Annotated in this window: 19 protein-coding genes; 7 read left to right on the forward strand and 12 right to left on the reverse strand. The window is 56.5% G+C overall.

Annotated features, from left to right (window positions below; translation table 11 throughout):
- The first annotated feature begins 103 nt into the window (after nt 1–103).
- Both AC2FJF_RS10650 and AC2FJF_RS10655 read left to right on the forward strand, forming a co-directional pair.
- Nucleotides 104–2,326, forward strand: a complete 2,223-nt coding sequence (locus AC2FJF_RS10650; RefSeq protein WP_496725331.1) for a hypothetical protein — start codon at nt 104–106, stop codon at nt 2,324–2,326.
- Between the two features lie 30 nt (nt 2,327–2,356).
- Nucleotides 2,357–5,731: a D-Ala-D-Ala carboxypeptidase family metallohydrolase gene (locus AC2FJF_RS10655; protein ID WP_496725333.1), complete on the forward strand. Its 3,375-nt coding sequence runs from the start codon at nt 2,357–2,359 to the stop codon at nt 5,729–5,731.
- Nucleotides 5,732–6,586: 855 nt separating this feature from the next.
- On the opposite strand, the gene AC2FJF_RS10660 is transcribed toward AC2FJF_RS10655, so the two are convergent.
- From AC2FJF_RS10660 to AC2FJF_RS10675, 4 genes are all read right to left on the reverse strand, one after another.
- A complete protein-coding gene (locus AC2FJF_RS10660) occupies nt 6,587–7,096 on the reverse strand; it encodes a nucleoside/nucleotide kinase family protein (protein WP_496725335.1) in 510 nt (169 codons plus the stop codon).
- A gap of 122 nt (nt 7,097–7,218) precedes the next feature.
- The gene (locus AC2FJF_RS10665; protein ID WP_496725337.1) at nt 7,219–8,001 is read right to left on the reverse strand and encodes an ATP-binding cassette domain-containing protein; all 783 of its coding nucleotides are present in this window, start codon (nt 7,999–8,001) and stop codon (nt 7,219–7,221) included.
- Nucleotides 8,001–9,071, reverse strand: coding sequence for an ABC transporter permease (locus AC2FJF_RS10670; protein ID WP_496725339.1), 1,071 nt, complete (start codon nt 9,069–9,071; stop codon nt 8,001–8,003). The genes AC2FJF_RS10665 and AC2FJF_RS10670 overlap by 1 nt, the downstream gene beginning before the upstream one ends.
- Before the next feature lie 115 nt (nt 9,072–9,186).
- Nucleotides 9,187–10,206, reverse strand: a complete 1,020-nt coding sequence (locus tag AC2FJF_RS10675) for a sugar ABC transporter substrate-binding protein (RefSeq protein ID WP_496725341.1) — start codon at nt 10,204–10,206, stop codon at nt 9,187–9,189.
- 186 nt (nt 10,207–10,392) lie between these two features.
- Between AC2FJF_RS10675 and AC2FJF_RS10680 the strand changes: the two genes are divergently transcribed.
- Together AC2FJF_RS10680 and AC2FJF_RS10685 are read left to right on the forward strand one after the other, a co-directional pair.
- A complete protein-coding gene (locus AC2FJF_RS10680; RefSeq protein ID WP_496725343.1) occupies nt 10,393–11,592 on the forward strand; it encodes an ROK family transcriptional regulator in 1,200 nt (399 codons plus the stop codon).
- Nucleotides 11,593–12,014: 422 nt separating this feature from the next.
- The gene (locus AC2FJF_RS10685; RefSeq protein WP_496725345.1) at nt 12,015–12,404 is read left to right on the forward strand and encodes a hypothetical protein; all 390 of its coding nucleotides are present in this window, start codon (nt 12,015–12,017) and stop codon (nt 12,402–12,404) included.
- A gap of 189 nt (nt 12,405–12,593) precedes the next feature.
- On the opposite strand, the gene gph is transcribed toward AC2FJF_RS10685, so the two are convergent.
- On the reverse strand, nt 12,594–13,253 hold the full coding sequence (gph, locus tag AC2FJF_RS10690) for a phosphoglycolate phosphatase (protein WP_496725347.1): 660 nt from the start codon (nt 13,251–13,253) through the stop codon (nt 12,594–12,596).
- Nucleotides 13,254–13,478: 225 nt separating this feature from the next.
- Between gph and hemP the strand changes: the two genes are divergently transcribed.
- The gene (gene hemP, locus AC2FJF_RS10695; protein ID WP_081894606.1) at nt 13,479–13,646 is read left to right on the forward strand and encodes a hemin uptake protein HemP; all 168 of its coding nucleotides are present in this window, start codon (nt 13,479–13,481) and stop codon (nt 13,644–13,646) included.
- The gene (locus AC2FJF_RS10700) at nt 13,643–14,119 is read left to right on the forward strand and encodes a hypothetical protein (RefSeq protein ID WP_496725349.1); all 477 of its coding nucleotides are present in this window, start codon (nt 13,643–13,645) and stop codon (nt 14,117–14,119) included. The genes hemP and AC2FJF_RS10700 overlap by 4 nt, the downstream gene beginning before the upstream one ends.
- Nucleotides 14,120–14,169: 50 nt before the next feature.
- Here the strand turns inward: AC2FJF_RS10700 and AC2FJF_RS10705 are convergent, their stop codons facing one another.
- From AC2FJF_RS10705 to AC2FJF_RS10735, 7 genes are all read right to left on the reverse strand, one after another.
- A complete protein-coding gene (locus AC2FJF_RS10705) occupies nt 14,170–17,235 on the reverse strand; it encodes an aminotransferase class III-fold pyridoxal phosphate-dependent enzyme (protein WP_496725351.1) in 3,066 nt (1,021 codons plus the stop codon).
- 15 nt (nt 17,236–17,250) lie between these two features.
- Nucleotides 17,251–18,267, reverse strand: coding sequence for an NAD(P)-dependent oxidoreductase (locus AC2FJF_RS10710; protein ID WP_496725573.1), 1,017 nt, complete (start codon nt 18,265–18,267; stop codon nt 17,251–17,253).
- Nucleotides 18,221–18,610 carry a Cu(I)-responsive transcriptional regulator gene (cueR, locus tag AC2FJF_RS10715; RefSeq protein WP_496725353.1) on the reverse strand — a complete coding sequence of 130 codons (390 nt, stop codon included), beginning with the start codon at nt 18,608–18,610 and terminating at the stop codon, nt 18,221–18,223. Before cueR ends, AC2FJF_RS10710 begins: the two co-directional genes overlap by 47 nt.
- Nucleotides 18,607–21,087, reverse strand: coding sequence for a heavy metal translocating P-type ATPase (locus AC2FJF_RS10720; RefSeq protein ID WP_496725355.1), 2,481 nt, complete (start codon nt 21,085–21,087; stop codon nt 18,607–18,609). Before AC2FJF_RS10720 ends, cueR begins: the two co-directional genes overlap by 4 nt.
- 102 nt (nt 21,088–21,189) lie before the next feature.
- On the reverse strand, nt 21,190–21,351 hold the full coding sequence (locus AC2FJF_RS10725; RefSeq protein WP_496725357.1) for a hypothetical protein: 162 nt from the start codon (nt 21,349–21,351) through the stop codon (nt 21,190–21,192).
- Between the two features lie 42 nt (nt 21,352–21,393).
- Nucleotides 21,394–22,014: a pyridoxamine 5'-phosphate oxidase family protein gene (locus AC2FJF_RS10730; RefSeq protein ID WP_496725359.1), complete on the reverse strand. Its 621-nt coding sequence runs from the start codon at nt 22,012–22,014 to the stop codon at nt 21,394–21,396.
- Between the two features lie 11 nt (nt 22,015–22,025).
- Entirely contained in the window at nt 22,026–22,490 is a 465-nt protein-coding gene (locus tag AC2FJF_RS10735) for a nuclear transport factor 2 family protein (RefSeq protein WP_496725361.1), read from the reverse strand.
- Between the two features lie 302 nt (nt 22,491–22,792).
- Here AC2FJF_RS10735 and AC2FJF_RS10740 point away from each other — a divergent pair, with 302 nt between their 5' ends.
- Entirely contained in the window at nt 22,793–23,356 is a 564-nt protein-coding gene (locus tag AC2FJF_RS10740; RefSeq protein ID WP_496725363.1) for a TetR/AcrR family transcriptional regulator, read from the forward strand.
- Nucleotides 23,357–23,454: the final 98 nt, after the last annotated feature.

Raw genomic sequence — 23,454 nt, forward strand, 5'->3', positions numbered from 1 at the left:
GCAAAGTTCTCGCTATCTATCTGGCTGTTTTGAATAAAAAACCTGCTGCCTCGTAGGGACAATGAATTTTCCCGGACCGCCACGGTCCTCGTTCTGCATTTTGATGACCGGAGAAAGAATTGTGCCTGGTGCTATAGACAAAAAGTTCATTACAGCGCGCGGTGTCCGCAAGGACTGGGTCGATTTGAGGGATCAACCGTTTGTGCCCGGCCTGTCCATCCTTTTGGACAGTGTGTCACTTGACCAGAACCTAACGGATCCCATCCCTGGCACGGATTTGAGGCAGCCGATCTTTGGCGTCCGCAATCAAAAGCACACACAGCGTTGCGTCGGATATTCGCTGGCCGCTTTGATCGACATTCAACGCTGTTTGCAACTGCTGCGCCGCTCCGACGGACAGGCCAAGTTGGATCAGAAAAAGGATACACTTCGCACGGATATCGCCAGCGCTGACATGCTGTACCGGATGGCTTATTTCCATGACCGTTACCCGGACAACAACGAGCAGCAGGAAGTCGCGGGCATACGCTCGCTCCGTTCTGCCGTAAAGGGGTTCTACCATCACGGTGCCTGTCTGGACTGGCCCATGGACACTCAAGCCACTGAAGAAAGCAGGTGGCAAAGCACAAGCTATTTCCCGCAAAGCAAAAACAATCAAACCTATTACCCGTCTGTCGCCCAGGCGAAAAAGGCGCGTGAAATCGGGTTAGGGGCCTATTTTCGCCTCGCATCATCGCTCAACCACTATCATTCGGCGCTCAACCAGGCCGAGGCTGTATTGGTCTCGACCCAAATCCATGACGGCTGGCTGAACGTGACAGCAGCCAACGGAGGCATCATCCCTTGGCCCCCCAAGGAAAGCTTGATTGGATATCATGCGGTGGTTCTGACAGGATATGACAGCAACGGGTTTCATGTTTTGAACTCTTGGGGTTCGGACTGGGGCGGGTACCGTGGACAAGCGGGCATCGCACTTTGGTCGTACGCGGATTGGGCAAAAAACATCATTGACGCTTGGGTTCTGCGGCTTGGTGTGCCTGCACCAAAGGCCTTTGACGTCTCTATCGGCGAACAAGGGTTAAACGGGCTGTACCAACCCATTCAATCCGGTTCGACGCCCTGCTTCGAATTGGTCGGCCATTTCATGCATCTGGACGATGGTCTGCACGTATCGACAGGATCCTATCCCTCGTTCGCTTCCAGTTGGGGAAAAACCTGCGACTACCTGAAAAGTACCTTGACACCCAAGCGGACAAAGGCCGCGAAATCAGAGCACCCGTATAAGGGTGTGCTGGTCTGGATACCTGGCAGTCTGGAAGGGATAAAACCTGCCTTCAATGCGGCTGCGGCGCGCAAGCGTGCGATTAAAAAGCTGAATCTGTATCCCTATTCCATCTTCTGGTGCAACAGTTTCGCAGAAACCTCGCTGGAGGTTTTTGACGTCCTCTTTGACGACTGCGAGCAACAGGCCGGAGAACGCGCTCAGCATCTGGACGCGCTGATTGAAGAGCGCGTGCGCGGCATCGGCCGGGCCTTTTGGCGGGAAATCGAAACCAGCGCAAAGAAAACCTTGCGCGGCCCCACCGAACACCCGACCGAACCACAGAAAACCGACGATCATTGGCCGGGCTATGTAACCTGCTTTCTGCGCGGACTGATGGAGTTGAAGGACGAAACGCAGTGCGAAATTCATCTGGTCTGTGAAGGCGCCGGCGCGTTGGTCGTTCACGAAATGCTGTTGATGATTGCCGAGGACAGAAAAAGACCGGCTGAACGGCAGCTTCTTCCTAGCCACGATGCCTCGGCCCTTTTCGATACGCTGCATCTGGTTCATCCGGTTATCGGTCTCGGGCGTGCCAACCGGTATCTGACACCCTGCCTTGAGGCGATGAACGGCGGACAGACCGGCAAGCACCGATCGCCCAGTCGGTCGCAAACGCCAACGGTCACACCGCGGGTCGATTTGTCCGACAAGCAACTGTCGGACATCCGGGGCCGGATTTACGTGCCCGCCCCGAGCCTTGAGAAGAACCTGCGCTTTGGCCGTTACAGCAAGCCGCTGCTGCATCTGGTGGCGCACGTCTTTGAAGACCCCAACTATATCCTGTCGGAAACCGGCACTGTTCAGCGCGGTCAGCATCGTGATTTTCTGGGTGCCGCCAATATTGCGGGTAGTCAGGATTTTCCGGCCCAATCGGCGATTTTCCAGCTCAACCGCATATCGAACCAATCCGAAACCGGCGATCCGGTAACGCAATCGGACCTGATGCGGGACCCCACAATTACCGAAAGCATTTTTCAAACCATCCGGGACTGCCGCAGGTAGCCCGGTGTATCAGCAGGGAGGACGCTGAGAATGGCAAAAATTTCCGTTGAACAACTAATGGCGATAATGGCCGACCCGTCGATTGAAGAAAGCGAACTGGCCCAGTATTTCACCGTGGATCAGGAAGCCTCGGGCGCCTTTGCGCCGCAGTTGAAGATCAACCCGTCCACGGTTCAGATTCCGCGCAGCGCGGATGCCGATCAGCGCACGGCGGCTTTAATGAATTCCGCCAACTGGTTCGCCCGTCTTCGTCGACAATCCCGGTTCCGCAAGGCGCTGTCCAAGGGGTATGACGGGCCGATCATTGTTTCAGAAGGAGACAGCTGGTTTCAGTACCCGCTTTTGCTGAAGGACACGATTGATCACCTGATGGACGACTATGCCGTGTTTTCGCTGGGCGCGGCGGGCGATTTGCTCAAGCGGATGGCGGACAAAAGCGAATATGTCTCGGCCCTGCGCGAAACGGGGGCGGAAATTCTGCTGTTGTCCGGTGGCGGCAATGATCTGGTTGCCGGCGGCGCGCTGGCCTCTCATCTGGAAGAGTTCGATCCCGCGCTGCAGCCCGAAGACTATCTGCTGCCGTCCTTCCATCGCCTGCTGGACGATGCGTTGCAACATTATGGCCGCATGTTCCGCGAGGTGCAGACCAAATTCCCGCATGTTTCGATACTGTGCCACGGTTACGACTATCCGGTGCCGAACAAGGACCGGTGGTTGGGCAAACCGATGGAAAGCCGGGGCATTCGCAGCAGGTCTTTGCAAAAGGCCATCGCAGCGCGGATGATGGACAATTTCAACCGTCGTCTGCGACGGCTGGCAAATGCGATGCCGCATGTCACCTATCTGGATTGCAGAGGTGTAGTGGGCGATCATCGCTGGCATGACGGCCTGCACCCAACCGACGAAGGCTATGGCGACGTGGCAAAGAAGTTCCGCCGCGAGATCGAGGTGCTCGCCAATTCCCGCAGCGGCCCGTCGATGATCATCAGCGGCCCGTTCGGCAGGGCGTCGGAACTGTCGCGCGCGATGGCAGCGCCGCCGGTCATTGCCGGTGGTCAACCAAATGGTATGTCGCTGCATGTCGGGTTGAATACGGTCGATCCCAATCACTATGACGGGTGGGACGGCCAGTTGACGGCCTGCGAAGCGGATGCGCAAGCAATGGAGGCGCTTGCAACAACCGAAGGCTTTGCCCCGACCCATCTGCTGACTTCAGATGCGACGCGGGAAAACGTGACCGAACAGATCCGCCGCGCTGCGCGTGACCTGAAAGGCGGCGACATGTTCCTGATGACGGTTTCGGGCCACGGCGGTCGCCTTCCTGATTTCAATCAGGACGAAGATCACGATGGCGACGTCAAGATGGATGAAACGCTGTGCCTCTATGACTTCCAATTGGCCGATGACGAGCTTTACATGCTGTGGTCGGAATTCCGGGCGGGCGTGCGGGTTCTGATGGTGCCCGACACCTGCCATTCGGGATCGATGGTCAGGTTTGGCCCGGCCGGTCCTTCCATGTTGTTCGGACGCCAGATCGACGCACCGCTTGGGGTGCGCGCGATGCCTCTTAACGTGGAAGACCGGGTCTGGCGCGCGAATGAGGCTGTCTACCGCGAGGCGTCGCGGTCTTACTCGGCCCTCAAGGAAAGCGTGATGACAAATCCGCTGTCGACGCCGGTCAAGGCATCGGTTCTTAATCTGGGTGCCTGTAAGGACGAGCAGTTTGCCATGGACGGCGCACACTATGGCGCATTTACCGGCGCATTGCTGAAAGTCTGGAACAACGGTCGGTTCCCAGGGGATTACCGTGCGTTCCGGGCTGAAATCGACGCCGAAATCGACAGCCCGAGCCAGACACCACAACTGTTCGAAAAACTTGTGTCCGACCCCGACTTTACCGGCGACAGGCCCTTTACCCTGCGTCCCGGAGGGGCCGCAAGTGTCGCGCATTCCCCAACAGCGCCGGTCACTATGGCCGAGGATGAAGTTGAAGGTGACGGTGAAGAAGCTGATCAGATTGATCAGGCACTGGCCGACGCAATCCTGTCCGCCAAACATCGCGGTGCGGGGTTCCGGGATTCACAGGCGGCGCTGACATGGTCCGAATATGCCGATTTCGACGCCTTCATACGATCCCTTGGCCTCAGGCATTTTTCCACCGACGAGTTTCTGATTCTGGGTGGTGCCCACAGAACGCCCGGCGGCAATTGTCAGGGCAAGAACACTTACCCGCCACGCGCGCTGTGGACAAATATCGCGGAAACGGCCCGCGTGCTGGAACATCTGCGCGAACGTCTGGGCAAGCCCATCGTGATAACCAATGCCTATCGGGGACCGGCCTATAACGCCTGCATCGGTGGCGCCAGCGGCAGCCAGCACATGAAGTTCACCGCGCTTGATTTTCAGGTTCGGGGTATGTCGGCCCCGGATGTGGCGCAGGCGCTGCGTGTGTTGCGCGACCGAGAGCATTTGTTCAAAGGCGGGATTGGGCGCTATAACAGCTTCACTCATGTCGACACACGCGGGAACAATGCCACCTGGCCACCCGCCTTCCGCAACAGCGCCTTGCCCGCCGCAACCTCGATGGCACCCGCAGGGCCGCGGAACCTGACCGAGCGTCTGGCCATGCTGAACAGCCTTGAACTAGCTCCGATGCGTGGAAGACGGTCCAAAACCGCAAGCTCAGCATTTGCTGATCCGGTTGTCCGGTCCTCTAACGCCTTTGACCCCAGTTCCGAGCTTGCAGAAAAGCAGCAAACCCTTGCGGCCGCTGTCAGCGCGTCCAGCGTCATTTCCTTTGTCGAAAACCTGACGCCGGGCCAGAAAGAGGACGTACTGCTGTCAACGCTGTTTGCGCAGCGTGCTGCGGACAGTCAGTTTGATCCGGTCAATCAGCGCGAGGCATGGTTTGCCCGGTATATGGAGATACTGAGCCTACTTGGCTGGGTCCGAGAAGAAGCACCCTTTACCACTAGTCAAAAAATGCAGGGGAGTGGCAGCTTTGACAAAGTGATCCTTTCCACTCTGGCCCAGGTCGCAACGGGAAATCAGTTTGAGATTGTCAAAAGCGCGATCGAGGCCCTGCGCGGTTTGTCGAATGATGATGGAAAGATCAAACTGTTCGACCTAGAAACCTCGCAAACGAAGGGTGGCAATTTTCAGATTGGTGCCGCTGAGGCGGCCGGGGATGTGATCAACATTGCGCTTGGGGCCTTCAACTTCACTTATAAAGATCAAAAGCAGAATATTCTCTTTGTAGCCTGGGGTAGCAATGAGCTCGACTACTGGCTGGCCGCGCAAAACCTGTCGCTGAGCACAACGATCTACGATGCCGTGCGCGAACTGGTAAAGACCCGGCTTGCAGATACACGCAAAACCTTGATCGCAGATATCCCGTTAAGCTAAGTCTGAGCTTGCAGCTAAACTACGATCTTTCTGTGTGGTGATCCCTGACACAATCTTGCCCGGCTTCTTGCCGGGCTCTTTTTTGGCGAACAACTATCTCCAAAACCTCGAACTAAAAGGCATCCAAAGCAACAAGACGTCCTGGTCTCATTTTGAAGCGGTCATTTATTAGCATCGCGGCATTTCGCACTTTGTACTCACTGCCGACCTAAGCCGCAGCGTTAGTGAAATGCTGCTGTCTTTGTTGGGTCAGAAATGTTTGACGTTTGGGTCAGAATTGAATGACGCAAATTACCCATTTGTTGAGGTTTTGCGAGTCAATTGAGTCAGAAATAAGTGACGTTCCACATTTCCTGTTGAACGTCACACGAACCTGACCCAACCGTCACAGTTGGACCAGAAAAGTAGTGAATGTTTGACATCGGAAGGCACCCCCGATGTTGGACATCAATTGATTTTGGCCTTCGCGTCTTAAACTGACTCAAGTTTCCCATTTTAATACTCCCGCAGAGAATTTCGTTTGATCTGGCTTCCCTTTTGGAAAATCAGGGCTGATTTGCAGATCAGACAGCGAAGCTGCCTTTTTCTGCTGATCTGCCACGTGGCGAACGCGGGAGGGGGCGAGGCAATGCTATTCGACAGGGGTGGTGCGGACCGGAGGCGCAGCCGAGGACACGGCCCTGTCTATTAGGGTTGCCCGAGGGGGAGGGCTGCGCCCTCACCCTGACGGCCAGGGGTGTTTGGCTTGTCCAAATCCCGCTGACCTAAGAAAGGAAAGCGTTAGTACCAGCAGATCGCTTTTGCGTCGGTTGTGTCTGATCAAAACGCGTAACGCATACCGAATTCGGTGTAATTCTAGTTCAATGTCAGGTCGGCTTTTTTGCTTTCTCTGAAGACAAGTTCAGCATTCGGCAGATCGATATTTGTCGCGCGTTGCAGGGCGGCTTTTGGGTCAAACCCATGCTTGATCCAGCGGTTTTGCAGCCTCCTTTCAATCTCCTCCAAAGTCGGACTGATAAAAACCGTTGCGGCATAGACATCCGACAATTTTCTCCACGGGTCGCTTTTCATCAGAAGGTAGTTTCCCTCAACGACTATAGTCGGAGTTTCTGGGTGAACAGCAATCGCGTTGGCAATGGCCAGATCCATTTGGCGGTCGAATTTGGGGTGAAAGGACTCTTGTTGTGTAGACTGCAGTCCTCTGATTGCATTGCAAAACCCAAATCCGTCGAAGGTTTCAGGCGCGCCTTTTCTCGCTAGCAGACCACGCGACTCAAGTACGCGATTGTCCAGATGATAGCCGTCCATGGGTACCAGCGAGGCTAACGGAACCGCAGAACATTGTTGTGCGTTCAGCGTTTGCACAACGGTTTCTGCCAGATTCGACTTTCCGGATGCAGGGGGGCCGGCGATTGCGACAATCGTCCGAACCCCAACCTGCCTCCGGGAGGAGATCAGGTCGCACACGCGCTTTGCGTCCTGCTCGATCACGCGGCGTCTTCTTTTGGTGGTTCTTTGGCGCCGGTCATAAAGGCCACGGCGTCGGACATCGTGTAATCCTTGGGATCAATGGTGCAGAGCCTTTTGCCCAGCCGATGCACATGGATGCGATCCGCGACTTCGAAGACATGTGGCATGTTGTGACTGATCAGGATGATTGGAATGCCACGTGCGCGTACGTCTTGGATGAGTTCAAGCACCTTGCGGCTCTCTTTCACGCCCAAAGCTGCTGTGGGCTCGTCCATGATGATAAACTTGGTCGCAAAGGCGGCTGCGCGCGCAACGGCAACGCCTTGGCGCTGGCCGCCGGACAACGTCTCTATCGCCTGGTTGATCGACTGCACGGTCATCAGGCCAAGCTCGGTTAATTTTTCGCGGGCGAACTTCTCCATAGCTGGCCGGTCGAGCTGACGCATGTATTTGCCCATGAAACCCTTTTTGCGGATCTCGCGCCCCATGAACATGTTGTCCGCAATTGAAAGGGCAGGAGACATGGCAAGCTGCTGATAGACGATTTCGATACCCATATTGCGGGCGTCGATTGGAGAGCTAAAGTTTACCTTCTTCCCTTCGATCAGAATCTCGCCCTCATCCGGGATGGTGGCCCCGCAAATCGCCTTGACGATGGAAGATTTACCCGCACCGTTGTCCCCGATAACTGCAAGGATTTCTCCTTGTCGCAGTTCAAAGTCGGAATGGTCGATGGCGGTGACGTGGCCATATCGCTTCACGATCCTGCGCCCTTGGACGACTGGAGTTGTGTCTGACATTAGCCCGATACCTTTCTGATCCACTGGTCGACTGCGACCGCTGCGATGATGAGAAGACCGATCAACAGGAAGGTCCACTGTGCATCTGCGCCCAGAAGCCTCAGCCCCAGAGTAAACACGCCAACGATCAGAGCTCCGAACAACGATCCCAGAATGGATCCTCGCCCGCCGAACAATGAGATGCCCCCGATCACAACCGCGGTGATACTTTCAATGTTGGCCAATTGGCCGGAGGTCGGCGAGACCGACCCGATGCGCCCAATCAAAGCCCAGCCCGCAAAGGCGCAGATCAATCCGGACAGCATGTAGACGGACATCAGAGTTCTGTGGACGTTGACACCGGAGAGCTCGGCAGCCTCTGGATCGTCTCCGACCGCATAGACATGCCGCCCCCAGGCCGTGTGTTTGAGTGCATATGCCAACACAAAAATCAGGACGAGCATGAAAACGACGCCAACTGTAAAGGTCGCTCCACCAATGCTGAACTTGGTTCCAAAAAACTGAAGGAACGGCGCGTTTGCCTCAATATCCTGACTGCGAATGGTTTCGTTCGCAGAATACAGGAAGTTTGTAGCCAGAACGATTTGCCACATTCCAAGCGTGACGATAAATGGCGGGAGCTTAACTCGGCTGACAAGCCACCCGTTAAGGGCTCCGATCAAAGTTCCGACTGCAAGCCCGCACATAACGGCAATTGGCACTGGAATACCGTACCGAAACGTAAACTGCCCCATGATGACGGAAGAAAAAACCATGATCGCACCGACGCTCAGATCAATTCCGGCCGTCAGAATAACAAGGCTTTGCGCGGCAGCCACGATGCCCACAATCTGGACCTGTTGAAGGATCAAAGTCATTGCGAACGGAGAGAAGAACTTTGAGCCCAGAAGCAGGCCAAAAATCAACATTGCACTGACTAAGACAATAAGAGGCACAAAGGATGGATTGACGTGAAGAAGATGCTGCAACTTCCCCAGAACGCCACGCCGATGGTCCTCAAAAGCCGCAACAGTTTCTGTTCTGCTAGCAGCGGATTCAAATTCCTGGGCGCTTTGGTTTGCTTCGGACATATCTCCCCCTTTTCGCGGGCGGCGTAACGCCCACGAGATCAGTGTACAGGAAGTTTCGGTTTGCTGGTGAAAGGAGTGATGAGGCGCTCTCATGCGCCTCATTCATTAGGTCTTTTTAGCCCCAGCAGAGTTCTAAGCCTTCGGCGACCGAGATCGAATCCACGCCATCAACAGGTTGGTCCGTGATGAGCGCGACTCCGGTATCGTAGAAGTCTTTTCCGGGCGTGTTTTCAGGCTTTACGCCTTCTTCAGCCCACTTTTTGATAGCCTCGACGCCAAGCGAAGCCATCAAAAGCGGATACTGCTGGCTTGTGGCACCAATAACTCCGGCCTGCACATTTTGTACACCGGGGCAGCCACCGTCGACCGAAACGATCAGCACATCGTTTTCACGTCCAATAGATTTCAATGCCTCATAGGCACCTGCCGCCGCCGGCTCGTTGATCGTGTGAACCACGTTGATCGTCGAGTCCTTGGCCAGAAGGTTTTCCATGGCACGGCGCCCACCTTCTTCGTTGCCGTCGGTCACGTCACTGCCGACCAATCGAGCATCAGATTCATCGCCGATGACATTGGGGTCTGCCAGGTCCACACCGAAGCCGTCGAGGAAGCCCTGATTGCGAAGAACGTCCACGGTTGGCTGACTGACGTTCAGATCAAGCGTCGCAATTTTGGCGTCAGCCACTGCGTCGCCCATCTTTGCCTTCGCCCATTGTCCGATCAACAGGCCAGCTTTGTAGTTGTCTGTCGCAAAGGTTGCGTCAGCGGAATCAATCGGGCTTAGCGGCGTGTCCAGAGCGATAACCAACAGGCCAGCGTCACGCGCCTGCTGAACAGCGGGGACAATCGAGCTTGTGTCCGAGGCCGTCAGGAGAATTCCCTTTGCGCCGTCGAGAATACAAGTTTCAATGGCCTGAACTTGAGTTTCATGGTCGCCGTCGATTTTACCGGCAAAGGCCTTCAAGGTCATGCCAAGCTCTTCGGCCTTGGCCGTTGCGCCTTCCTTCATCTTTACAAAGAATGGATTGGTATCTGTCTTCGTGATCAGACAAACGGTTTCTTCGGCTGCGTGAGCAGATGCAGCAGCTACCGTAAGCGCGGTAGCAGATGCGGCAATCTTGAATAGATTTTTCATGTAGTCCTCCCAGAAAATTGTTGATGCCCCGCATGGCAGGCCAACGAGACTCGCCCTCATCCTCCAATGAAGGTCTATTTCAAGAAACTGTGATTCTAGTCTTTCTGTCAATAAATAAATAAAGTTTATTTATTAATTTACTGGAGTACCTTTTCATAAGAAAACAAGGTGTTTATGTTCAGGCTTATGGAGAGAGAAGCGCTCAACACACTGACCGGTGGGGTAAGTCAAAGCGGGGTTCGCGATCACAACGAGCGTCTGATTTTGACAGTTTTACAACGGCATGGGCCCGCCGCAGGCGCCGACGTCGCGCGATTAACGGGCTTGTCTCCTCAGACTGTATCAATCATTCTGCGCAAGCTAGAAAAGGACGCGATTCTCAAGCGTGGTACTCCACTGCGCGGGAAGGTTGGAAAGCCCTCAACCCCTATGGAATTAAACCCGGAAGGCATCTTGTCGGTTGGGATGAAGATCGGGCGGCGTAGCGCCGATCTGCTCTTGATCGACTTTACTGGCACGCCGCGCCGCCAACTTTCCACGACTTATGACTATCCGCTACCAGAAGTCATTTTCGGTTTTTTGGAGTCTGGTTTGGAAACGCTTCTGTCCCACGAGCCTCAGAGGCTTCGTGATCGTGTTTGTGGGATCGGGATCGGGACTCCATTTGAACTTTGGAAATGGCACGATCTGTCTGGGCTTGCTGCAAAAAAATTTAGGTCTTGGAGAAACGTGAATTTCTTTTCCGAGGTCGCCAAGTTCAGCGATTTGCCGGTTTTTGTGGTCAACGACGCGACAGCCGCCTGTCACGCAGAGCATCTCTATGGACGTGGGGCAGAATACCGTGACTACTTCTACTTTTTTATTGGCTCAATGATCGGCGGCGGTGTTGCATTGAACGGCACCGTGTTCGAAGGCAACCAAGGCAATGCCGGTGCATTGGGCGCCATGCGCACGACCGGTCCTTTGGGTGAAAGCCAACAACTGATCGACACGGGGTCGCTGTTTTTGCTCGAGGACCGATTGATCGAAGCGGGTGTCGACCCGGGGATTCTATGGGAGAAGCCGCAGGACTGGAGCAGCATTTCTCGCTATGTCGAGCCGTGGATTGGCACCACGGCGCAAGAATTAGCTAAGGCCGCTCTTTCAATCTGTGCTGTCATCGACTTTGAGGCCATTTTCATCGATGGCGCGTTCCCGCCTGAGGTTCGGGAAGAACTGGTGTCTAGGGTTCGCCGTTACTTAGTCAATCAAGACAAACGCGGCTTGATTCCTCCGGTCGTTGAGGTCGCTGCGGTTGGGGAAAACGCTCGCGGCATTGGGGCGGCTAGCAGCCCAATTTTCCGCCAATTTCTATTGAATACCAATGCTGGGCTTTCTGGGATGTAGAGGAAGCTCGTCGTCGTCAAACTTCCTGATCAAGAAAGAATCGCGGATCCTGCTCAAGGAGGCGGCCTTTGATGGGCCGCTTTGGCGAGGTTGCAGCGCAGTATAGAAAAAGCAGCGGAGGACCGGATTGGGCCGTCTGCGTGATCAGCTGTCGGCGAGGCAGGAGCCTGCGCTGAAAAGGCACCGAGGTCCGTAATGAGCCCATAGTGTTCGCGTCTGTTATTTTGCGTTTTGGCAATGGTAGTGTGTGAGCAGTCTGATAGTGATGATGTTTATTAACCAACTCGCATTCACGGTCGATTGGACACGCGAGCTCTACAAGGATCTCGTGCAACGAAGCACCCTGAAGGTTGCGAGTTGAGTTCATGGTACAGATCGCGGCTTGCGCCTGAACCAACTGGCAGGCGACCGAACGAGGCTCTTTGACGTTCAAAATCAAAAATCGCCGCAGCCATATGGATCGCAAGACAAACCTTGCACGGCCTGGTCTGAACTGGGCCGAAGCCAGCAGCGTTGATGGCGAGCAATTCAAGCTTGAAGCGTTCTGCCGGCTCGCAATCTCACCGGACCCGAAGAACACACCGTTTTTTCAGTTTATCGAAAACCCATTGCTGAATTTGGCGCAATCCAGCGTCACCCTGATCGGCCTGCGGACGAGGATTGTTTTCCAAGGAAGGTCTGTCCAATTTTTCTTGGCAGGCAGCGCATGGAGTAGAGTTTTCGCCGGCCAGATGGATGATTCTTGGGTTCAGACGCGTGCCAAAATGTGCATTTTCGGTTATTTGGCATTTTTTTGTCATAAAAATGGATGAAAATTCAATTAGTTATCTCTGCCTACGGGAAACCCCCAATTTCTGAATGCAGGTCGATTCGTTAGGGTTAATGCATCCAAAGAATTACTGCGGACAATACCACTTTTCCCCGATGAGGGGCTGGCTACTTACCCCCTCGGCCGGCCCCTCAACCGCCTTCCCAAATCCCCCTGCCAGCAAATTTCTCCGCTATCCCTGCAATGCCTCCAGGACGAGTGCGGGTAGTTTGTGCGCGTCATCATAGCTGAACCTGTGTGGGATCTCTTCCACCGGAGTTTTTCGGTAGCCTTCCGAAAACAAAAGAAAGGGCACGTTTGCACGACGCGCAGTTTCGGCATCCACTTCGCTGTCTCCGACATAGAGCCGGGGTCCAGCGTTGGCGACCGCGTTGAAGCTTGCCTCAAGGTGCGCGGGGTCTGGTTTGCGAACGGGTAGTGTGTCGCCGCCAAACACTGTTTCGAAGTGATGCGCCAGATCCAGTGCGTCCAGAATATGACGTGCGGGCGCCTCAGGTTTGTTTGTGCATACGCCCAGAACGCAGCCCAATTCGCGCAGTTGCGTCAGAGCTTGCGGGACGCCTGGGTAAGGGATTGTTTTGTCGCTGGAGGCGGCAGAGTAATGGGCGAGTGTGAGTTCGGTCAATTCGCTATGCTGTTCGATCGGCAGGTCGTGATGGCGGATCATGCGTTCGACCAGTTTTGGCAGGCCGTTGCCCACAAATTGTTTGATCGTGCTTTCCGGCAACGGGGCGATGCCGATATCCAGCAATGTCCGGTTGGCGGCCGCTGCAATGTCCGGAAGACTGTCCACCAGCGTTCCGTCCAGGTCGAACATGATTGTTGCCGTCATCGGTTTCCCCGTCGGTTAATGCGTGTGAGCCAGACCTAACCTGCATGAAATCCTTGCGCAATCACCCCACATTCGCGGTTTCCATCGAATAGGGTTGACATACCTGACTAAATTAATCAGATTAACGGAAAGACCCCCTCAGCCAACCCAGTTCGGGTCAGCCAAGTTGTTGAAAGCGCGAACAAATTAAGGCCCTTTGCCCGAGAACCTACTGGAGTTGTCCTGATGAATGTGCAGACCCCGAATCCCAGCCAGTCCTATGCGGTGTCCATGCTTCCGGCACATAAGGCCGAAGATCTGACCAAGGGTGGCAACCTGGCCCATATCGAACTGGGCGATCAACTTTATACCTTGCGTATCACACGCGCCGGCAAGCTGATCCTGACGAAATGAGCACGCATTCCTCTCGCGGTGGCGCTGCGGTTGGGCGTCTGTCCGACCTTAGCCCAATCGAAGCCGGTGCTGTGATGTATCTGCGATTATGGAGCGAAAGTCCCGAGGCCCGTGCGGATGCTGCAAGCGATTTCGAAATTGCGCTTGGTCTGGATCAGGGGCGGGCGGCGATGATGACGCTGGATCGGCTGTGCGGGCTGTGTGCCCACCACAGCCGCCGTCCGTTGGTGCGGCATGGGCTTGGCTGTTCCTGCCTTGGTGCAGACGAAAACTGTTTTGCCCAGATGATCGCTGCCGCCTCGGAAGGGGCGCGTGAAGACGCGATGATGATGGCAACGCTGATCGTTCGACCAGACTTTGCCCCGGCACTGGCGTCACTGTCCGAAGAGATGGGTATGGTGCTGCGCCGGATGACCGCGTCAGTGCCCTTGCCAACAACCGGGCACAAAACCCCCTCGGCCATGCTGCACTAAGCGGCTGGCGACTTCAAAACCCCGGCCTGTCAGAGCCGGGGTTTTTTGTTTCAGCAACACCCACAGCCCGCGTGGTGGTGGTCATGATCGCAGACCGAGGTGGGGGCGTAATCGCCGACCTCGGATAGGACCTCGCGTAAAGCCCCTAGGATCATGTCGACATCTTCAGCCTCAATCGTCAAAGGCGGGCGAATTTTCAGGATGTTGTCCTTGGGTCCTTCGCTGCCGATCAGGATACGGTGATCGCGCATCCGGTTTTTGATATAATTGCAGATTTCGGTGCCTTCGGATCCGTCCGGATTGATCAGTTCCACGCCCAGAAACAAGCCCATACCGCGCACGTCACCGACACAGGCGAAATCAGCCTCGATCTGACGGAGCCCATCCATCAGCTGCCCACCCATGACACGGGCGTTATCTTGCAAGCCTTCGTCATCGACGATGTCCAGCACCTCTTTGCCGATCCGGCAGGACAGGGTGGAGCCGCCAAAAGTCGAAAAGAACTCGATGCCGTTGTTGAAACTGTCGGCGATGGCTTTGGTAGTGACCAGTACGCCCAGCGGATGGCCGTTGCCGATGGGTTTCCCCATGACAACGATATCCGGCAGCGCGCCTTGGTGTTCAAAGCCGAAGTAGTATTGGCCCAGACGCCCCAGCCCGGTCTGCACCTCATCAGCAATACAAACCCCGCCGGCCGCACGGATTTTGTCGTAAACGGCTGGCAGATACCCTTTGGGTGGGATGATCTGGCCGCCAACCGAGGGGAAGGTCTCGGCGATGAAGCCAGCCAACCCTTGGCCTCGGTCCAACAACGCAGCAATTGCCGGGTCAATCAGATCGGCAAACTTCTGTGCCCGATCAGGATCATCACGCTTGAACGAGCCACGATAGTCGTCCGCGACTTCCACCAACTCGACCCAATCGGCCTGACCATTTCCTCCCGGTTTGTTGAACTTGTAGGCAGAGATCGCCACCGCCGCATTCGTATTGCCGTGGTACCCGTGGTCAGGCGTTACGATGCCTTTGGCCCCGGTATGCGCGCGCGCCAGACGCAAGGCCAGCTCGTTGGCCTCGGTGCCCGAGTTGACGAAAAAGCACACCTCGAAATGATCCGGTAGCTTGGACAGGATTTTGTCAGCGAAGGCTGTCTGCGCCGGGTGCAGGTAGCGAGTGTTCGAATTCATCCGCTTAAGCTGATCTGCCGCGACCACTTGAATGCGCGGATGAGCGTGACCCACATGGGGGACGTTGTTATAGGCGTCCAGATAGGGGCGCCCCCATTCGTCGAACAGGTGATGTTTCCAACCGCGGACCAGCATGACCGGGTCGTCATAGGTCAAGGATAGGTTGCCGCCGAAATGGTCATGCCGACCTTGCAGGATCGCTTGCTTGTCGGTCGGGCGATAGAACACCTTGTCGTCCGGCAGATTCAACAACGCTGCCGGATTTGGACAGACGGCGTGCCACAGCTCCATTTCGTCAGGATCACCAACGCCGGGCCAGTCGTTTTGCATGCCATTGGTTGTCAGGGCCAGTTGAAAGTGCACATGCGGAGCCCAGCCGCCGTTTTGCGTAGCATCCCCCAATCGCGCAAAAGCCGCGCCCTGCGCCACAGGATCGCCCGGTTTCAGTCGGTCGCAGACTTCGGGGTCGAGATGACCGTAGAGTGTATAGAATGGATCGCCCTCGGGTGTTTCATGATGCAGGATCACGACGCCGCCATAATCCAGATGCGTATCGCGGTTTTCGACTGCTTCGACCCGGCCGCTCATGGGGGCATGCAGCACGGTTCCGGCTGGGGCGAATACGTCCACGGCCAAATGCACCGTTCGCCTGTCAGACGCCTTCCACGGCCCTTTGCGAAACGCTGGCTCGGCATAGATTAGGCGGGGTTCGTTGTAGTAGCCCAGCCAAAGACCTTCTTCGAACTCTTCACCCACGCGCGCGGCTTCGTCTAGCGGCATGAGGAACGGGTTCTGTGGCCATGTTGAATTTTCGACCGACAGCGATCCCATCGGAACATCGCTCAGGTCCTGTTCGAACATCTGGGCGAATTGACCGCGATGTTCGGACAGATAGGCGTGGATACGTTCGGCCCCGTCGGTCACCGGCAACCCGCAGGCGGCGCGCAGCCGGGCGGGCATCAAGCCGCCATTCACCGTATCGTTCTCTAGGAAGCGCCATGAAGGGGCCTGACTGATGGTCACATAAGGGTCGTCCGGATTGTCCGCCGCCATCAGGGTCGAGTTTATCACGGACACGGCCAGCCGCATCCGCAGCAGCGGCCAGATCAGATCGACCTCGTCAGCACGCAGACGATTGGCGGCGTGATAGCCGCGGACCAACGCCGTCAATGCCCGCTCGGGTTTTGGGTGATCCAGGACGATATACGCCCCGGCAATCGCCAGATCGCAGATACGCGGTGCGGCGCACATGTCGCCCAGGTCGATCAAGCCAGAGACGGTTTGCCGCTGACCCAGTTCACCGTCGACCAATATGTTGTAGTCGTTGGCATCATTGTGGATCGCTTGCTTCGGCAGGCCCGCCAGAGAGCCCGAGATCGCATCGAATTCAACGCAAATCTCTGACAACATCGCCTGCCGCGCAGGGTCGGCAATGGCATCCAACTTGTCCGAAATCCAGCCCGCCTGTGTCAGGTCCCATTTGAAATCCGCGCGGTGTAACCCGTCGTGAGTAAACTGTTCCAGTGCCCGGTCGGTTGCGCCTAGAACGCGGCCCAGTTTCAGGATCAGTTCCTCGGATTTCGGCGCTGCCTTGGCATAGCATTGGCCAGGCAGGCATTCGAGCAACCAAACCAGTCGCGGCTGCCCATCCTGATCAGAGATTTCCGGGAGCAGCGTACCGTTGATATCCGGAAAAACACTGGGAAAGGGCAGTCCCGGTGCCTCGGCAGCGATGTGTTTCAGCGCCTTGATCTGCAGGTCAATGAACTCTGCCTCGCAACCCGCGCGCATGACTTTCAGTACGTAGTCCTGACCATTGGTGGCCCTGACCAGAAAGTTGAGGTCATATTCGCCGTCCAGCCGGTTCAGTTTGGCCTCAAGCCCCCAATGGATGCGCAGGGCGTGGGCCCAGAATTCGGTCAACTCGGTCATCAGTGCGACGGTCCTTTAATCCAGCGCGCGCAGGCGTTTGATCAGCGAGGATGTGTCCCAGCGTCCGCCGCCCAGTTTCTGAACGTCCTTGTAAAACTGATCGACCAGAGCGGTCACAGGCAGTGAAGCCCCCGTTTCATTGGCCGTATCCAGACAGATGCCAAGATCCTTACGCATCCAGTCCACCGCAAACCCATGTTCGAAATGGTCATCCAGCATTGTCTCATATCGGTTTGCCATCTGCCAACTGCCTGCCGCGCCCTGACTGATAACTTCAACGACTGCGCGGCCATCAAGGCCCGCCTTCTCGGCAAAGTGCAGCGCTTCGCTGAGGCCCTGCACCAGACCGGCAATAGCGATCTGGTTGCACATCTTGGTCATCTGACCTGCACCGCTGTCGCCGATACGACGGCATATCTTGGAATAGACCTGCATAATCGGTTCAGCCGCGTCATACGCCGCCTGATCCCCACCGCACATAATCGACAGAACCGCATTTTCTGCCCCTGCCTGACCGCCCGAGATCGGAGCGTCCACAAAAGCAATACCTTGCGTTTGTCCAGCTTGGTACAGCTCGCGCGTCACCATGGCGGAAACAGTGGTGTGATCGATAAAGATCGCGCCGTCGGACATGCCGCTGAACGCGCCGTCTTCACCTGTACAGACCATCCGCAGGTCGTCGTCATTACCAACGCAGGCCATGACAAATTCCGCACCCTGAGCGGCCTCGCGCGGTGTGGCCGCCATTGCGCCACCATGTTGGGCGACCCAGGCCTCTGCCTTGGCGGCGGTGCGATTATACACGGTGACTTCATGCCCGGCGGCCTGCAAGTGACCGGCCATGGGATAGCCCATGACACCTAGACCCAGAAACGCGACTTTTGCCATTTGGAGATCCTCTCTGCTGTCCGGTGTCCGTCTTTTTCGGCGGGCCGGATTGTTCAGCAGAGACAAAGCAAAGCTGAGTCCAAAGGGCAACCCCGCGTCACGATTTGCCGCCCAAATCCTGCAGGATCGGGCAATCGGGCCGATCGTCGCCTGCGCAAGCGTCGATCAGATGGCTGAGAGTGTCCCGCATGGCTTCCAGATCCGCGATCTTTGCTTCGATCTGGACCATATGCGCGCGCGCGACTTTTTTGACATCGGCACTGGCACGGGTTTCATCCTCATAAAGCGCCATCAATGTGCGGCAATCCTCGATCGTGAAACCCAAGGCGCGGGCGCGGCCCAAAAAAGTCAGTTTGTGCACGTCCTGACTGCGAAATCTGCGGTATCCGTTGTCATCGCGTAGCGGTTTCACCAAGCCGATATCTTCATAGTACCGAATTGTTTTTGCGGGCAGACCTGTCTGGTTTGAAACATCGCCGATATTCATGAGGTCACCGTTTGTGTTGAATGGTCTTGCGGGGCGTCAGGCAGGCTGGCGCGGACGCGTCGCAGGCGCAGCGCATTCGAGACGACAAAGACGCTGGACAATGCCATGGCCCCTGCGGCAAGGGCCGGGGACAGAAGGTGGCCGCCAAACGGGTAAAGAACTCCCGCAGCAACCGGGATAAGCAGGATGTTGTAACCAAACGCCCAGCCTAGGTTCTGCTTGATGTTGCGCATGGTTCTGCGGCTGATCTCGACCGCGTTTGCGACACCGCGCAGATCACCCGACATCAGCACGACATCCGCAGTTTCAATCGCTACGTCTGTGCCGGTTCCGATGGCGATGCCGATATCCGCCGAAGCCAGTGCCGGGGCATCGTTGATGCCATCCCCGACAAAGGCCAGTGCACCAAACGTGTCGCGCAGCGCATTGATCGCGGCAAGCTTACCATCGGGCAGCACTTCGGCTGTGACATGATCAATGCCCAGCTTGTCCGCCAGCGCCTGCGCCGTCCGGGCGTTGTCGCCTGTCACCATCGCCAAAGTTAGCCCCATTTCGTGCAACCGCCCAAGCGCCTGCACAGTGCCGGGCTTGATCGGGTCCGCGACCGCAAGCATTGCAGCGGCCTGGCCGTCGATGGCTACAAACAAAGGGGTTGCGCCTTCTTCGGCGCGCTGGTTGGCCTCGGCCATCAGGTCTCTAACGGTTATGTCGTTCTGCTCCATCAATCTGGCCGAACCGATCAGCAGCTTATGCCCCTCGACCACAGCCCGAACACCCAGCCCTGTGAGCGAGTCAAATTCGGATACCTCAGGCAATTCAGATGGTCCGGCACGAGTGATGGCAGTGGCAACGGGATGCTCTGACCGTGCCTCTACGGCGGCCGCCAAACGCAGAACACTGTCGCGGTCAAAGCCGTTTGCGGTCGTAACGCTCTCCAGTTCCGGCCGGCCCAGCGTGAGTGTCCCGGTCTTGTCCAGCGCGACCACCTTGGCTTGCTGCAACTGCTGCAACGCATCGCCTTTGCGGAACAGCACGCCCAATTCTGCCGCGCGGCCGGTGCCGACCATGATTGAGGTTGGTGTCGCAAGGCCCATGGCGCAGGGGCAGGCGATAATCAGAACCGAGACGCCGGCGACCAGCGCCAAAGGCAAAGCCGGTTCCGGGCCGACGAACAACCAAATGGCGATCGTCAGCAGCGCCACGGCCATCACAATGGGCACAAATCGCGCAGTAATACGGTCGACCAGCCCTTGGATCGGTAGCTTCGCCCCCTGCGCCTGTTCGACCATGTGGATGACCTGCGCCAGCACCGTGTCGGCACCAACGCGCGTCGCGCGCACCCGCAGCGCTCCGGTGCCATTCACCGTACCGCCAACGACCTGATCCGATGGCGACTTGCCCACCGGCACCGGTTCGCCGGTGATCATGCTTTCATCCACATAAGAGGTGCCGTCCAGAACCTCGGCATCCACGGGAACCCGTTCGCCCGGGCGGATCTGCAGGGTATCGCCTACTGTTATGTCAGCGATGGGCCTGTCTATGAAGTTCCCGTCCTGTTCGACCCGTGCCGTTTTGGGCTGCAACCCGACCAGCTTGCGGATTGCGGCCCCGGTCCGGCCTTTGGCGCGCGCTTCCATGACCCGGCCCAGCAGTATGAGAACCACGATGACCGAGGCGGCCTCGAAATACACATTGGCGCTACCCTGCGGCAGGATCTGCGGGGCGAAGGTTGCGGTGACGGAAAACAAATAGGCGGCCCCCGTTCCCAAAGCGACCAGTGCATTCATATCGGGCGATCCGCGCATCAGTGACGGGATCCCTTTGGTATAGAACGCGCGCCCCGGGCCAAACAGTATGGCTGAGGTCAGTGCGAACTGGATGAGGTGGCTGGTTTGCGTGCCGATCGTGACCTGGACCCAATGATGGAAGGCTGGGATCATATGCCCGCCCATTTCCAGAATGAATACAGGCAGAGTCAATACCGCTGCGAAGATCGTCGCGCGGGTCAGCGCATGCGCTTCGTCGGATTTCGTGTGGTCTGTTTGGTCAGCCGTCATGCTGTCTGCCACGCGCGCAGGGTATCCGACTGCCTCAGACAAACTGGCCAGCTTTTGCGGATCGGTGGCACCATCGATAAACGTGACCACGGCGGTTTCGGTCGCAAGGTTAACTTGTGCGTCGACGACCGCAGGATCAGCAGTCAGCGCTTTTTCGATCTTTGCCACGCACGAGGCGCAGGTCATCCCGCCAATTTTCAGGGTCGTCTGCTTGCTGGCCGCCGGATACCCGGCGTTGCTCAGGGCGTCAGTCAGTGCGTTGATCGGCCCGGTATGTGTGACCTGCGCCGTTTCGGTCGCGAAGTTGACCGAGGCATCGGTCACTTCTGGCACCGATTGTAACGCGGCTTCTACACGCCCCACGCAGGAGGCGCAGGACATGCCCGAGATTTTGAATTGTGTTGTTTGCGGTGTAGCCATGTGACTCGTCCCGATGTCTGATCTGCCCTCCAAATGGGGGTTCCAGTCACGGGAAGGTCAAGGGGTATCGCGGATTTTCTTTTTGCAACCCGCGTGTCGGCGTCACCTGTTCGCAAACATTTCTAGCAAGAGAGAGTTGTAGGTATCCGGCGGCGGCGATCTGACGGCCTCGGGGGAGGCGAAGAACGCAAGCGACACTGCGGCCGTGGTCAGCGCGATGCCTACAAGAATGAAACCGGCCATATTCAATGAAAATCGCGACATGGGTAAAGTCCTGGTTCGAGAGGTTCATCATGCGCTGTTGGGTCAGGGCCGTTTTGCCAGCTCTTGCTTCAACCTGTCGTTTTCGGCCTGAAGTTGCGCCAATTGCTGCCCTAGCGAGTTCAGATGTGGACGAAGCTCCGCCTCGGTAAAGCGGGGCGTGATGTGGCGCGGGCAGTTCCAGTCCAGCGCTTCGACCCGGATGATGACGGCGCGTTCAGCCGGGGCATCGGCACCGTCAGGATAAAGGCTGGTTGAGGCATCTTCGCCCTCGGTGAACGCGACCCGGCCAAGAATTTTCAGTCGCCGCCGATTGGCGTAATCCATCAGGATCATTGCAATCCGGTCATTACCATCCAGGTTACCACGCGAGATATACTGTTTGTTGCCCGAAAAGTCGGCATAACCGATTGTCTGCGGTCCCAGAACTTTGAGAAACCCGGTCGGTCCGCCACGGTATTGCACATATGGCCAACCCGTTTCGGACACGGTGGATTGATAGAACCCATCCCGCGCTTCGATAAAGGCCTTTTCAGGCTCGCCGATTTCATGACCTTGCTGCGGGCCACTTTCGATGAATTTGGCATAGGTCTTGGCAGATCCCATCCGTTCCTGATGGGCTCGGACGGCAGGTGTGAAGGTCAGTTCGGAAAAGGCGCGGGGCATGAGTATTCCTTTCAAAGTCCCAGATCGGACAGGCTGGGGTGATCGTCGGGACGGGGGCCTTGCGGCCAGAAAAACAGACGTTCGGTTTCCGCAATCGGCAGGTCGTTCAGCGACGCGTGCCGTTCGGCCATTCGACCATCTTCGGCAAATTGCCAGTTTTCGTTGCCATAAGACCGGAACCACTGGCCGCTGTCGTCACGCCATTCATAAGCATAACGAACCGCAATGCGGTCACCGGAATAGGCCCACAACTCTTTGGTCAACCGATAGTCCAGTTCCTTGTGCCACTTGCGTGTCAGAAAGGCATGGATGTCTGCATGGCCGCTTAGGAATTCTGCCCGATTTCTCCACTGGCTGTCTTCGGTATAGGCCGGGGTCACGACATCCGCATCACGGCTGTTCCAGGCGTTTTCTGCCAATCGCACTTTTTGCGTTGCGGTTTCCAGGGTGAACGGGGGCAGCGGAGGACGGTTCATGCGCGGGTCTTTCAGGTCAGAGAAGCCGCCATCAAGGCGATGGTCAAAAGAAGGGGGATGTACTGGTGCGAGAGAGGTCTGGTGCGGGGTCTCATATGTTCGCTCCTAAATTTACTGATCGGTACACTGTGCCGTGAATGTGTACAGATCGGTAACCTTTTTCAAGTGTTGAGTTGGATTTATTTGAACTAACATTTTTCGTCTCCTAAGGAGAGTAAGTGAAAACAGCAGGTTAGGTTGTGTCTGTTGCAGCCATCGCTGCAGTGTATTATGTACCGATCAGTACATACAGGAGCTGACAGATGCGCCCGAACAAACGTGACGAGCTGGTCCGCAAGGCATTGCAGGTCTTTTATCGTGACGGATTTCACGCCACCGGCATGGACAAGTTAGTGGTAGAGACGGGCGTGTCGAAAACGTCGATGTACAAACATTTCCGTACCAAGGAAGAGCTGATCCTGGCGGCGCTGCGGCTGCGAAACGATAATTTTCGCGAATGGTTCATGTCACGGATTGATGCACTTGCCGATACGCCTGCCGAACGGTTGATCGCCAGTTTCGATGCGCTGGGCGAATGGTTCCAGGAGGACAGCTTTCGCGGATGCATGTTCATCAAAGCGGGCGCAGAGTATCAGGAACAAGATCACCCAATCCATGCGCAGGCAGCCGAACACAAGCATCTGATGCTCGAGTTTCTCACCGATTTGGCCCGCAAGGCAGGCGCACGTAATCCCGATGCATTGGGATGCCAGCTGCTGCTCTTGCAAGAGGGCGCAATCGTAACGGCCGTTCTGGTAAAAAGCTGCGATCCTGCGCGAGATGCAAAGGCAGCGGCACAGGTTCTGCTGGATAATGCCCTGGCTTGACCGGGTTTAAACCTGTGAACGTAAGGTCTTGTACGAAAAAGACGTTGCGTAGCAATCCGGTGGATGGGTTGGTTTGCGCGGTGCCCAACGCTACCCTG

The sequence above is a fragment of the Ruegeria sp. CDSB013 genome, from assembly GCF_059611165.1.